We start from the raw sequence: 13,219 nt of genomic DNA, 5'->3' as shown, positions 1-13,219 counted from the left end.
TTTGCCAAATTTGCCCTTGAATATTAGTAGCGTTTTCTTTACAATCGTAAATAGTGTAAAAAAGCGTGCAAACGCATGAATATCATCTAAAGGAGAGATTCACATGGGAAAACTGTATGTATTTGATCACCCGTTAATTCAACATAAGATTACATATATTCGCGATAAGAATACAGGTACGAAAGATTTTCGTGAATTAGTGGACGAAGTAGCAAGCTTAATGGCTTTCGAAATTACTCGCGACCTTCCACTTAAGGACATTGAAATTGAAACACCTGTAAGCAAAGCGACAACAAAAGTGATCGCTGGTAAAAAACTTGGTTTAATTCCGATTTTACGTGCAGGTTTAGGAATGGTTGATGGAATTCTGAAATTAATTCCAGCAGCAAAAGTAGGACACGTTGGTTTATACCGTGACCCTAAAACATTGCAACCGGTAGAATACTATGTGAAACTTCCAACGGATGTAGAAGAGCGTGACTTTATCGTACTAGATCCGATGCTAGCAACAGGTGGTTCTGCGGCTGAAGCAATTAACTCTCTGAAAAAGCGCGGTGCGAAACAAATTAAATTAATGTGTATCGTTGCAGCTCCAGAAGGGGTAAAAGTAGTACAAGAAGAACATCCTGATGTTGATATTTATGTAGCAGCATTAGATGAGAAATTAAATGACCACGGATATGTAGTACCAGGTCTTGGTGATGCTGGTGACCGTTTATTCGGAACGAAGTAAGACAACTGACGAGCAGGGGAGATTCCCCTGCTCGTCTTTTTTGCTGTAAGCAAGTAGGGGAGGGGGAGAGGATAAATATACATCGTATATACAACATAAGTTGCATACACCTCACATATAATATAGAAGTCTTACGTCTGAGGAACACTATATTATGGAAGAAAAGCGTTATATCTCGAAAATATAATAGTGACAAACTTGTGAACATTTCCTTCTATTATAAAGAGAAAACTGTTAGAAATTGCATATATGTAACCAGTATTTAGAAGGGGAACGTTTTCATTTTTGGGAGGAAATGCCTAATACTCAAATTTTTAGATTTTTTACGATTTCTCGTTGACACTGTTAATACCCTATTGTATGCTAACAACGGGGATAGATGGTAGGGCTTTCAGTGACAAAATTACATCTATTCCGTGACGAAAATGTAAACTTTTTGTTTTGTATAGGATTTATGCAAAAAAATGAGTTATTATTAACACATCGTGAATGAGGGTTACATATTGGAGGGATGAATCCTTGCAAAAAAACGATCGCAGCCATATAAAAGCTTATGCTTTAATGTCAGGTATTCTTGCTCAATTAGTCGGTTCTATTCTTGTTGGAATCTTTGGTGGGCAGTGGATTGATAATAAGGTTGGAACGTTTCCGTTGTTTCTTATTATAGGGTTATTACTCGGACTAGGAACAGGAGTATACGCAATGATTCGACTCATTCGACATTACTATTCGGGAGAGCAATGATGATAGACGTACATGGACTTGTCCAAAGACAAAAGAAATATATGTACTACTTGCTTGCGCTTCTAGTGCTAGGATGGGGATTTACCTCTTACAAGGATGTATTTCTTGGACTGATTATCGGGACGATTTTCAGTTTTCTTAGTTTGCGCATCATTGCACGTAGAACAGACAAGCTGCTAGATCGCGTAACAAATGGAGAAAACGTGAAGTTCAAGGCAACAGCGGTAAGTACATATTCAAGATTCGCCACGATTGGGTTATTAATTTTATTTGCAGCCAAATATCAAGAGTTAATCGCGATGTGGGGCCTAGGTGTAGGATTGCTGACAGGATACCTTGTCATGATCATAGATTTTCTTTATTTAGAGTATAAGAGCAGGGAAGAGAGGTGAATTACTAGTGGAACACGGTAAATTAGTTGAATTTCTAGGTTTAACGTTCGATTTGTCATCAGTTATGATGGTTACTGTAGCAGCAGTTATTGTTTTCTTAATCGCTGTTATCGGAACTCGCAGCTTAGCTCTTCGCCCAACCGGGATGCAAAACTTCATGGAATGGGTGTTTGACTTCGTGAAAGGGATTATCAATAGTACGATGGACTGGAAAACAGGTGGACGTTTCTTAACGCTTGGCGTTACGCTTATCATGTTTATCATCGTATCGAACTTCCTTGGTTTACCATTCATGTATTCAGCAACTGAAGCTGGCGAACATATTGCATGGTGGAGATCACCAACGTCTGATCCAGCAGTTACATTAACATTAGCCGTGATGGTAGTTACCCTCACCCATTATTATGGAATTAAGATGAAGGGTACGAAAGAGTACGTAAAAGGTTATTTCCAACCTATGAAATTCTTATTCCCATTAAAGGTTATTGAGGAGTTTGCTAACACATTAACGTTAGGTCTTCGTTTATTTGGTAACATTTATGCAGGTGAGATCTTATTAGGATTACTTGCTAAGTTGGGCGGAGCATCAGTCCTTGGGGCATTAGGTGCGCTTGTACCAATGTTAGCATGGATGGGATTCAGTGTATTCGTTGGATCAATCCAAGCATTTATTTTCGTTATGTTAACGATGGTTTATATGGCTCATAAAGTAAGCCATGACCATTAATATAATTTAAGTAAGAAAAAATTTATTTTTTTATAATACAAAGGAGGACAAATTAAATGAGTTTAGGTGTAATCGCAGCTGCAATTGCAATTGGTTTATCAGCATTAGGTGCAGGTATTGGTAACGGTCTTATCGTATCACGTACAATCGAAGGTGTTGCTCGTCAACCAGAATTAAAAGGCGCACTTCAAACAATTATGTTCATCGGGGTTGCTTTAGTTGAGGCACTTCCAATCATCGGTGTAGTTATTGCATTCATCGTAATGAACAAATAAGGGAGACTCCCCTTACATAGATGGCGAAGAGTGTTTTTCCGAACTTTCTTCGCCATTGCTTTATGAATGAAACGTATGTCTTTTTTTTTCATATGATCAATTTAGATATTTTGAAGGGAGTGAATCCTTGTGCCAACTTTATTATTAGGTGCTGCCATTCCATTTGGAACGATTGCTTATACATTGTTCATTTTCTTACTTCTATTAGTAATGCTACGCAAATTTGCGTGGGGTCCTTTAATGGGAATTATGAAAGAACGTGAAGAGCATGTTACTAATGAAATCGACGCTGCAGAAAGAAGTAATGCTGAGGCGAAGAAATTAGTAGAAGAACAACGTGAAATGTTAAAACAATCACGTGTTGAAGCACAAGAGTTAATCGAAAGAGCGAAAAAGCAAGCTGTAGATCAAAAAGATGTTATTGTTGCTGCTGCGAAAGAAGAAGCAGAATCAATTAAAGCATCTGCTGTACAAGAAATTCAACGCGAAAAAGAGCAAGCAATTGCTGCTTTACAAGAACAAGTTGCTTCTTTATCTGTTCAAATTGCTTCTAAAGTAATTGAAAAAGAGTTAAAAGAAGAAGATCAAGTGAAGTTAATTCGCGATTATATTAAAGAAGTAGGAGAAGCGCGATGAGCAATGGGATTGTAGCAAAACGTTATGCTGTCGCTCTTTTTAAAATTGCTAAAGAAAAACACGTATTAGAAATGTTTGAAGAGGAATTACGCCTTGTACAAAACGTTTATGTAAAGAACGGAGAACTACATAGCTTTTTAACGCAACCGAACATTTCAAAGGAACAAAAGAAAACGTTTCTTGCAAACGTATTCGGATCTGTTTCTGAATCTATTTTAAATACGTTATATATTTTAATTGATAACAAACGCATTGATATCTTACCTGAAATTGCAGATGAATATGTTGTTCTTGCTAATGAAGAACGTAACGTAGCGGACGCAACTGTATATTCTACTCGTCTTCTATCAGAAGAAGAGAAGCTTAACATTGCAGAAGCATTTGCGAAGAGAACAGGAAAAGATGCAATTCGCGTGAAAAATGTTGTAGATGAAGATTTACTAGGCGGCATTAAAGTACGTATTGGAAATCGCATTTATGACGGAAGTTTACAAGGAAAATTAGCACGTATTCAGCGTGAATTAATGAAGAATAGATAGGGGTGAAGCACATGAGCATCAGAGCTGAAGAAATTAGCGCACTGATAAAGCAACAAATCGAGAACTATCAGTCTGAAATCGAAGTTAGTGATGTTGGTACAGTTATCCAAGTTGGTGACGGTATCGCGCGTGCTCATGGTCTTGATAACGTTATGGCTGGTGAACTTGTAGAGTTCTCTAACGGCGTTATGGGACTAGCACAAAACTTAGAGGAAAACAACGTAGGTATTATCATTTTAGGACCTTACACAGAAATTCGTGAAGGTGACGAAGTTCGTCGTACTGGTCGCATCATGCAAGTACCGGTAGGAAAAGAACTAATTGGTCGTGTTGTAAACCCATTAGGTCAACCAGTTGATGGTTTAGGCCCAATCAATACAACAAACACTCGTCCAATTGAAAGTCCAGCACCAGGTGTAATGGATCGTAAATCTGTTCATGAGCCACTTCAAACAGGTATTAAAGCGATCGATGCTCTTGTACCAATTGGCCGTGGTCAACGTGAGTTAATCATCGGTGACCGTCAAACTGGTAAAACAGCGGTTGCACTTGATACAATCATTAACCAAAAAGATGAAGATATGATTTGTATCTATGTAGCAATTGGACAAAAAGAATCAACTGTACGTAACGTAGTAGAAACACTACGTAAGCACGGTGCATTAGAGTACACAATCGTTGTAACTGCATCTGCTTCTCAACCAGCTCCATTATTATACCTAGCTCCTTACGCTGGTGTAACAATGGGTGAAGAGTTCATGTACAATGGTAAACACGTATTAGTAGTATATGATGACTTATCAAAACAAGCAGCGGCTTACCGTGAGCTGTCATTACTATTACGTCGTCCTCCAGGTCGTGAAGCTTACCCAGGGGATGTATTCTACTTACATTCTCGCTTATTAGAGCGTGCAGCAAAATTAAGTGATGCAAAAGGCGGCGGTTCTTTAACTGCACTACCTTTCATCGAAACACAAGCAGGGGACGTATCAGCATACATCCCAACAAACGTAATTTCTATTACGGATGGACAAATCTTCTTACAATCTGACCTATTCTTCTCTGGCGTACGTCCAGCGATCGATGCGGGTACTTCTGTATCTCGTGTAGGTGGATCTGCTCAGATTAAAGCAATGAGTAAAGTATCAGGTACACTTCGTCTTGACCTTGCATCTTACCGTGAGTTAGAAGCGTTCGCTCAGTTCGGTTCTGACCTTGATAAAGCAACTCAAGCGAAATTAAACCGTGGTGCTCGTACTGTTGAGGTATTAAAACAAGGATTACACAAACCATTACGTGTAGAGAAACAAGTTATCATTCTTTACGCTTTAACACGTGGATTCCTAGATGATATCCCAGTAGTAGATATCACTCGTTTTGAAGAAGAATTCCATGCTTGGTTAGATTCTAATGCGACTGACTTATTAGAAGAAATCCGTACAACTAAGAAACTTGCGGATGACGACAAATTTGCAGCAGCAATCAATGGATTTAAAAAAGTATTCGTAGCTTCTGAATAATAATAAAAAGTGAAGCCGACTGTTCAGCCCCATCGGCTAAGGTTCTTTCTCACAGAAGGTGCTTTTTACCTTCTTGTGGGGAAGGTTCTTAGACGAAAGGGGCTAGGAGGCGGAACTAGATTAATAAAAGCGGAAGCGGCTCGTTCTGAATGTGAGGGGGATGGAGCTTCTGACGAAGAGGCGGTGTTTGCCTCGTAGGAAGAAGTGAAGCCACCGAGCATTCAAGCCGCTGGAGCTAGATAGTATATATAAAAGGCATCTCGGGCTCTGAGATTGCTAAAGGTCATGTAAAGGAAAAGAGTAGGTGCACCTATTCTTTTCCTTCAATCATGAGCAAGAATATCTTGCAACGTAGATTAGGAAGAGGATTCTTACTAATCGTGCCAACTTCCGGAAAAAAGGTGGTGAAAACCTGTGGCATCTTTACGCGATATAAAAGCGAAGATTAACTCGACAAAGAAAACGAGTCAAATTACGAAAGCGATGGAGATGGTATCTGCATCTAAGTTAAACCGTGCAGAGCAAAATGCTAAATCTTTCGTTCCGTATATGGAAAAGATTCAAGAAGTAGTAGCGAGCATTGCGCAAGGAAGCAAAGGGATTAATCATCCAATGCTAAATGCGCGTCCTGTAAAGCGTACAGGATACATCGTTATTACGTCTGATCGCGGACTAGCAGGTGGTTATAACAGTAACGTATTACGTACAGTAAGTAACGTAATTCGTGAACGTCATAATATGGATTCAAACCAATATTCTATTATTGTGCTTGGACGACTAGGACGTGATTATTTAAAACGTCGCGGCTTTAACATTATTGATGAAGTAGTTGGATTATCTGACCACCCATCATTTACTGATATTAAAGACCTTGCTTCTCGAGCAATTGCGATGTTTGCAGATGGTGCTTATGATGAGCTGTACATTTACTACAACCATTACGTAAGTAAAATTTCACAAGAGGTAACGGAAAATAAAATTTTACCGCTTACTGATGTGGCGTCTGACAAACCGACGACAGCTTATGAATTCGAACCTTCTGAAGAAGAAATTTTAAAAGTACTATTGCCACAATACGCAGAAAGCTTAGTGTACGGTGCATTACTAGACGGTAAAGCAAGTGAACACGCAGCGCGTATGACAGCAATGAAGAGTGCTACAGACAACGCAATGGAAGTTATCGATTCACTTACACTTTCATTCAACCGTGCGCGTCAGGCAGCGATTACGCAAGAAATTACGGAAATCGTTGGTGGAGCAGCAGCGTTAGAATAGTATTAAAAAGCGGAAGCGGCTCTGTCAAAAGAGTCGCGTAAGCTATAAACCAATAAAAAATTAAAAGCTAGCTGCTCGTAGAAAGTTGGCTAATTAAAAGAAAGCTAGGAGGGAACCCGATGAATAAAGGGCGCGTTACGCAAATCATGGGTCCGGTTGTAGACGTTAAGTTTGATGGCGGAAAGCTACCAGAAATCTACAACGCCCTTACGGTAAAACAAAGCAACGAAAACGGAAGTATTAACTTAACATTTGAAGTTGCACTTCATTTAGGTGATGATACAGTTCGTACAGTTGCAATGTCTTCCACAGATGGACTTGTTCGTGGCACAGAAGTAGAAGATACTGGTAAACCAATCTCTGTACCAGTTGGTGATGTAACACTTGGTCGCGTATTTAACGTATTAGGTGATGCAATTGACTTAGATGGTGAGGTTCCTGCAGATGTACATCGTGATCCAATTCACCGTCAAGCACCTGCATTCGAAGAATTATCTACTAAAGTAGAAATTCTTGAAACTGGTATTAAAGTAGTAGACTTACTTGCTCCTTACATTAAGGGTGGTAAGATCGGCCTATTCGGTGGTGCCGGCGTAGGTAAAACAGTATTAATTCAGGAATTAATTAACAACATCGCACAAGAGCACGGTGGTATCTCTGTATTCGCTGGTGTAGGTGAGCGTACTCGTGAGGGTAATGACTTATACCACGAAATGAGCGATTCTGGCGTAATCAAGAAAACTGCGATGGTATTCGGACAAATGAACGAGCCACCTGGAGCACGTCAACGTGTTGCATTAACAGGCTTAACAATGGCTGAGCATTTCCGTGATGAGCAAGGACAAGACGTACTTCTGTTCATCGATAACATCTTCCGTTTCACGCAAGCGGGTTCTGAAGTATCTGCCCTTCTTGGTCGTATGCCATCTGCGGTAGGTTACCAACCAACACTTGCAACAGAAATGGGTCAATTACAAGAGCGTATTACATCTACAAATAAAGGGTCTATCACGTCTATCCAAGCGGTATATGTACCAGCCGATGACTATACTGACCCAGCACCAGCTACAACGTTCGCTCACTTAGATGCAACAACAAACTTAGAGCGTCGTTTAACGCAAATGGGTATTTACCCAGCCGTAGATCCATTAGCATCTACATCTCGTGCACTTTCTCCAGAAATCGTAGGAGAAGAGCATTATGAAGTAGCTCGTCAAGTACAGCAAACTTTACAACGTTATAAAGAACTTCAAGATATCATCGCTATCTTAGGTATGGATGAGTTATCTGAAGAAGATAAGTTAGTTGTACATCGTGCTCGTCGTATTCAATTCTTCTTATCTCAAAACTTCCACGTAGCTGAGCAGTTTACAGGTCAAAAAGGTTCTTACGTACCTGTAAAGAATACAGTTAGTGGTTTCAAAGAAATTCTAGAAGGAAAATATGATGACCTTCCAGAAGATGCATTCCGCTTAGTAGGTGGCATTGAAGAAGTTATTGAAAACGCGAAGAAAATGATGGCGTAAGGCCTTAGGAGGGACGAAGTATGAAGACATTTCCAGTCAGTATTGTAACTCCTGATGGACCGGTTTACGAAAAAGAGGTAGAAATGGTAAGTGTAAAAGCAGAGAGTGGGGAAATGGGGATCTTACCAGGCCACATTCCAACTGTTGCACCATTAAAAATTAGTGCAGTTCGTCTGAAAAATGGTGGACACACTGATTATGTAGCAGTAAGCGGTGGCTTTATCGAAGTTCGTCCAGATAAAGTGACTGTATTATCATCATCTGCTGAAGAAGCAAACCATATCGATATCCATCGCGCAAATGAAGCGAAGCGTCGCGCTGAGCAACGTCTGCAAGATAAACAAGCACATGTTGACTTTAAACGTGCAGAAATGGCATTACAACGTGCTGTGAACCGTTTGAACGTTTCCGATATGAAGTAAAAAAATCCGTAAGGGCTTTGCCTTTACGGATTTTTTTTTGTGTATTTTATGGATAATTTTACAAAACTGGTATAATTATATTGATGCTTGTATAAGTAGAAGTGTACAACAATTTATATTTCATAAAGGGGATGGATCAATGATTGGTGAAATGAAGCGAGAAGCATTGTACTCTTTAAAGGGAAAATGGGGACTAGGTGTTGGATCAACAATTTTATATTTTATTTTAAGTTATGTTGTTTCGCTGGCTGCAATGCTTATACTATTAATTCCAGGAATTATTATATTTCTCTCAGTTGTAAGCTTAACTGGATCATTTGAAGAGGAAACGATGTCAATTGGAGCAGGTATTACCTTTGGAATTTTTTATTGCATTATGATAATTTTGAGTAACGCATCGTATGGGATTACGTCATATGGTTATACAAATGTATTTTTACAGATTAGTAAACGAGAAGATGCTAAAGTAGATTACTTATTCGAAGGATTTCGTGGCTTTAAAAGAATGATGAAAACAATGTGGGCAATGCTTGCGATTTTGTTATATACAGGTACATGGATTCCGATGCTGTTAATAGGCTTATTTGCATTGTTAGGTGAAGAAGGGAATACGTCATTTGCAATAGCTTTCTTCGTACTATTAGCAATTTCAATTGTTGGTATGATTGTGATGTATTTTTCTTATGCACTGACGTACTATGTGATGATTGAAAATCCAGAATATAGTGTTTCGCAGGCGATGAAGGAAAGTAAGAATCTTATGAAGGGTCATAAGTTAGATTTGTTTCTTTTATGGCTGAGCTTCATAGGATGGGCTATTTTAGCGCTGCTTACTTTTGGAATAGGATTTCTTTGGCTTAGTCCGTATATGAGTACGACGACAGCACACTTTTATCGCTACATTTCAAAAGGTGAATTTCAATAGGAACATGCTATACTAATAGAATTATTGTGTATAGGAGGCGAGGCTACGCATGATTAGTGATTTAAAAGGAGAAGCACTAGATTCATTAGAAGGGAAATGGGGATTAGCTGTTGGAGCTACACTACTCATTTCAATTCTTATCACGGCTTTTAGTTTTAGTGTTGATTGGGGATTTTCTTTAATTTTCGGTTGGCAAAAAACAAATGGTTCACTTTCAACGAATATTCTTTCATTTTTTGTTACTGGACCGTTAACTTTAGGTGGATATTACCTTGGTTTAAATATCCTTCGTGAAAAGCAAGCTAGTATTGGTAATGTATTCATTTGGTTTTCAGAGGGAAAGAGATTTCTAAAATCATTTTTATTATATTTATTAGTAAATCTTTATCTTTTCTTATGGACGTTATTGTTCATTATTCCAGGTATTATTAAATCATTTTCTTATGCGATGACGTACTTTATTATAAACGATCATCCTGAGTATTCACTGAACCAAGCTATTACAGAAAGTCGTCGTATGATGGATGGACATAAGATGGAGTATTTCATTTTATGTTTAAGTTTTATTGGCTGGTTTATATTAAGTTGTATTACGTTAGGGATTGGATTCTTATGGTTAATTCCATATTTCTATACGACATCTGCAGCTTTTTACGAAGAGATTGCAGAAGAATATTATGAGAAAAAAATTTAGCACTATAAAACCCCCAGTATGAATTATTTGTTCATACTGGGGGTTTTTTGTAGAAACTTTATAAATTGATTACTAGTAAGTGGTTTACTGAAATAGTAACCTTGCATATATTTACAGTTATGTTTTTGCAGAAACTTAAGTTGTTTTTCGGTTTCAATTCCTTCGGCAACGACTGAAAGATTTAAAGTATTCGCGAGGGAAAGAATTGTAGAAACGATGGCTCGTTCTTCAGGACGATGATCAGCTAATTGTGTAAATTCTCTCGGTACTTTTAATGTGTCGATTGGAAAAATTGATAAATAAGCAAGAGAAGAGTACCCAGTACCGAAGTCATCAATGGAAGTTTGGATACCGTACTCTTTTAATTGCTTCAGTCTCAATAACGTTTCTTTCTCGTCAATCATTGCAATTCTTTCTGTTAACTCAAGTGTTACATATTTTGGGTTGACTTGCACGTCGTTTAATATTTGTGAAATGTTTTCGATTAATTGATCTTGCCGGAATTCTTTTGCGGATAAATTAACACTTATTTTTAAATTTTGGTAGCCAAAGGTATGCCATATTTTTAATTGGAGACAAGCTTCTTGTAATACCCAATGTCCAAGTGGGACTACTTGTGGCGTCTCTTCTACAATTGGAATAAACTCACATGGTGAAATGTCACCTAATAGCGGGTGTTTCCATCGTATTAAAGCTTCAGCACCGATAATTTTATTTGTTGTCGTATCAATTTGTGGTTGATAAACGAGATAAAATTCTTTGTTTACTAAAGCGATTGGCAAATCTTTTTCAATTCGAGCTTTTCGTTCCATTTTTTTATATAGTTCTTTCGTGTAAAGAGAGCTACCGTTTTTTCCTTTATTCTTTGCCTCGTACATGGCCATATCAGCATGCTGCAAAATGGATAGCGCATCTTCACCTGCTTCAGGATATATTGCAATTCCGATGCTCGGTGAGATTTGTAAATGTTGATTTTCGATTTCAAATGGCTCATTCATGGCCGCTACAATCCTATCAGCTATTTTTTGGACATCTGGCTTTTTTTTGTAATTCTCGATAAGGATTGTGAACTCATCCCCAGCTAGCCGCGCGAGTTTCATATTTGATGTTGCTATTCTTTCGAGCCTTTTTGCTACTGCGATGAGCAATAGGTCTCCTACTCGATGACCGAGGGTATCATTAATAACTTTAAAACGGTCTAGGTCGAGAAACATAACAGCAAAAGGCTTTTTCGATATTTTTGCTCGTGCAATTGCCTGTTCTAAATGTTGATGAAATGCACGTCGATTTGCAAGCTCTGTTAAAGTATCATGGTATGCTAGGAAGTTGATTTGTTCTTGTTGTTGTTTGCTTTCCGTAATATCTTTAATCATTAAATAAACCCCAGAAATTTTCTCCTTTAAAAAGATCGGTACGGCGGTAACGTGCAAGTAGTAAATATCTCTGTTTTTATGGTAAGCCCGTATTTCTAAAGAAATAGAATATCCCTTTTTCACGCGATGAAAGGCGTTAATCATTTCTTCTAAATCTTCTTCGTATATGAGTGAATAGTAAGGCTGGTTTAATAATTCATTCGTTTGATAACCGAGTAAAGTAGTACCAGCGTTATTTACTTTGAGAAAATTACCGTACAAATCTAATGTAAAAATTGGATCTGGATGATGCTCGTATAAAGATTTAAACATTTGTTGATTATGATAGAGTTCATTTTTCTGTTCTACTAAATCTTCTGTACGTAGTTTAATTTGTTTCTCGAGTTCTGAGTTGAATTGCATTTGAGCGATCAATAATATTTTATTTTGTTTTCGAACTAAACTATGACGTATGAGAACGAAAGAAAAAGTTATTATAAGTCCGATTACTATAATAGGCGCAAAAACGTATTCAACTAATATAAAAACAATAAGCATTACTACCGAAATATACGGTAATGATAATCGGATTGATTCGCCAATTTTAGGTGTTAGTAGTACTTGTTCTTGTTTTTCAGGCTTTTTTGTATGGAGAATACAGGCGATTGCTACTAGTACTAAGGTTACTTGATAGAAAGGAGTAACTGTAAACATAGAATACTCTGGTATGAAGTATTTTATATAAGCATAAATCGCATCTGTAGTAGCATATAAAATTAAAGCACTGCCAAGAAGTGCACCGACCTTTTTAGGTAATAAGGATAGTGGTTTGAATAAAAGGTTGATTCCTATTAAGAGAAAGAGTAAATCAGCCATTGGATAGGTAAGTTGAACAAATATGTCGATATAGGATGTTGTAAAGATATGAATAGTTCGTTCAATAAGTAAGTAGTAACTTAAAGTAAATTGGGCTGTAACGATAATACAAATATCACATAGCATAAAAAGTTTTTCTAATAAATCTCGGTTATAAATGATTTCGTATAGAAAGGCAAACGTAAAGCTAACTAAAAAAAGTAAGTAAAAAAAGTCAGATGGATCAACGAACGTATAGAAGTCCTTTACAATTAAACGCTGATAGGCAACGACTATATCACCGATAAAATAAGAGAGAGCTCCAACAGATAATATGATCCAAAATAAACGAGATAGCCCTTCTTTCATGTTTGAAAAATAAAGTATATAACTACAAGCGATAATATCAATTAATAGGGTGCTCGTTCCGATTAATAGCTGAAAAGGAAATGAGTATTCATATACAAAAGGCATTGCTACATAGTGAAGCGTTATAGACAGCAATACAATGCTTATAAGAATACTTACATGTGTTTGTTTTTTCATTTATATCACCTACGGTTTCTTGAAAAGCATATATAAGTTTTATATTTATTTTGCACAA

The 13,219-nt window shown here is 37.6% G+C and carries 15 protein-coding genes; 14 read left to right on the top strand and 1 reads right to left on the bottom strand.

Annotated elements, in window-relative coordinates:
- Positions 1–103 precede the first annotated feature (103 nt).
- The 14 genes from upp to DN399_RS26155 all read left to right on the top strand — a co-directional run bounded on the left by upp (position 104) and on the right by DN399_RS26155 (position 10,408).
- Positions 104–733: a uracil phosphoribosyltransferase gene (gene upp / locus DN399_RS26220; protein ID WP_000517539.1), complete on the top strand. Its 630-nt coding sequence runs from the start codon at positions 104–106 to the stop codon at positions 731–733.
- Positions 734–1,112: 379 nt separating this feature from the next.
- Positions 1,113–1,226 (top strand): DUF4024 domain-containing protein, encoded by a 114-nt coding sequence (locus DN399_RS26215; RefSeq protein ID WP_000232962.1) that lies wholly within the window; start codon positions 1,113–1,115, stop codon positions 1,224–1,226.
- A gap of 26 nt (positions 1,227–1,252) precedes the next feature.
- The gene (locus DN399_RS26210) at positions 1,253–1,477 is read left to right on the top strand and encodes an AtpZ/AtpI family protein (protein ID WP_001171223.1); all 225 of its coding nucleotides are present in this window, start codon (positions 1,253–1,255) and stop codon (positions 1,475–1,477) included.
- Complete coding sequence (locus tag DN399_RS26205) at positions 1,477–1,869, top strand: ATP synthase subunit I (RefSeq protein ID WP_000567600.1); 393 nt, start codon at positions 1,477–1,479, stop codon at positions 1,867–1,869. Before DN399_RS26210 ends, DN399_RS26205 begins: the two co-directional genes overlap by 1 nt.
- 7 nt (positions 1,870–1,876) lie before the next feature.
- Complete coding sequence (atpB, locus tag DN399_RS26200) at positions 1,877–2,596, top strand: F0F1 ATP synthase subunit A (RefSeq protein ID WP_000399871.1); 720 nt, start codon at positions 1,877–1,879, stop codon at positions 2,594–2,596.
- Between the two features lie 56 nt (positions 2,597–2,652).
- Positions 2,653–2,871, top strand: coding sequence for a F0F1 ATP synthase subunit C (atpE, locus tag DN399_RS26195; protein WP_000052064.1), 219 nt, complete (start codon positions 2,653–2,655; stop codon positions 2,869–2,871).
- Between the two features lie 129 nt (positions 2,872–3,000).
- The gene (atpF, locus tag DN399_RS26190) at positions 3,001–3,507 is read left to right on the top strand and encodes a F0F1 ATP synthase subunit B (RefSeq protein WP_001142618.1); all 507 of its coding nucleotides are present in this window, start codon (positions 3,001–3,003) and stop codon (positions 3,505–3,507) included.
- Complete coding sequence (gene atpH / locus DN399_RS26185) at positions 3,504–4,046, top strand: F0F1 ATP synthase subunit delta (protein ID WP_000064683.1); 543 nt, start codon at positions 3,504–3,506, stop codon at positions 4,044–4,046. The genes atpF and atpH overlap by 4 nt, the downstream gene beginning before the upstream one ends.
- Before the next feature lie 11 nt (positions 4,047–4,057).
- Complete coding sequence (gene atpA / locus DN399_RS26180) at positions 4,058–5,566, top strand: F0F1 ATP synthase subunit alpha (RefSeq protein ID WP_000027518.1); 1,509 nt, start codon at positions 4,058–4,060, stop codon at positions 5,564–5,566.
- Positions 5,567–5,980: 414 nt separating this feature from the next.
- Entirely contained in the window at positions 5,981–6,841 is an 861-nt protein-coding gene (atpG, locus tag DN399_RS26175) for a F0F1 ATP synthase subunit gamma (RefSeq protein ID WP_000157696.1), read from the top strand.
- 119 nt (positions 6,842–6,960) lie between these two features.
- On the top strand, positions 6,961–8,367 hold the full coding sequence (atpD, locus tag DN399_RS26170; RefSeq protein ID WP_001032593.1) for a F0F1 ATP synthase subunit beta: 1,407 nt from the start codon (positions 6,961–6,963) through the stop codon (positions 8,365–8,367).
- A 20-nt stretch (positions 8,368–8,387) separates the two neighbouring features.
- Positions 8,388–8,789 (top strand): F0F1 ATP synthase subunit epsilon, encoded by a 402-nt coding sequence (gene atpC, locus DN399_RS26165; protein ID WP_000847211.1) that lies wholly within the window; start codon positions 8,388–8,390, stop codon positions 8,787–8,789.
- A gap of 139 nt (positions 8,790–8,928) precedes the next feature.
- Positions 8,929–9,714, top strand: a complete 786-nt coding sequence (locus DN399_RS26160) for a DUF975 family protein (RefSeq protein ID WP_000578820.1) — start codon at positions 8,929–8,931, stop codon at positions 9,712–9,714.
- 49 nt (positions 9,715–9,763) lie between these two features.
- A complete protein-coding gene (locus DN399_RS26155) occupies positions 9,764–10,408 on the top strand; it encodes a DUF975 family protein (protein ID WP_000622462.1) in 645 nt (214 codons plus the stop codon).
- A gap of 23 nt (positions 10,409–10,431) precedes the next feature.
- Here DN399_RS26155 and DN399_RS26150 read toward each other — a convergent pair whose 3' ends face one another.
- Positions 10,432–13,161 (bottom strand): EAL domain-containing protein, encoded by a 2,730-nt coding sequence (locus DN399_RS26150; protein ID WP_088859684.1) that lies wholly within the window; start codon positions 13,159–13,161, stop codon positions 10,432–10,434.
- Positions 13,162–13,219: the final 58 nt, after the last annotated feature.

Source organism: Bacillus sp. AR4-2, from assembly GCF_008274865.1.
Lineage (GTDB): Bacteria > Bacillota > Bacilli > Bacillales > Bacillaceae_G > Bacillus_A > Bacillus_A cereus.
Note: the sequence above shows the minus strand (reverse complement) of the source record. Positions and strands in the feature narration are given on the sequence as shown.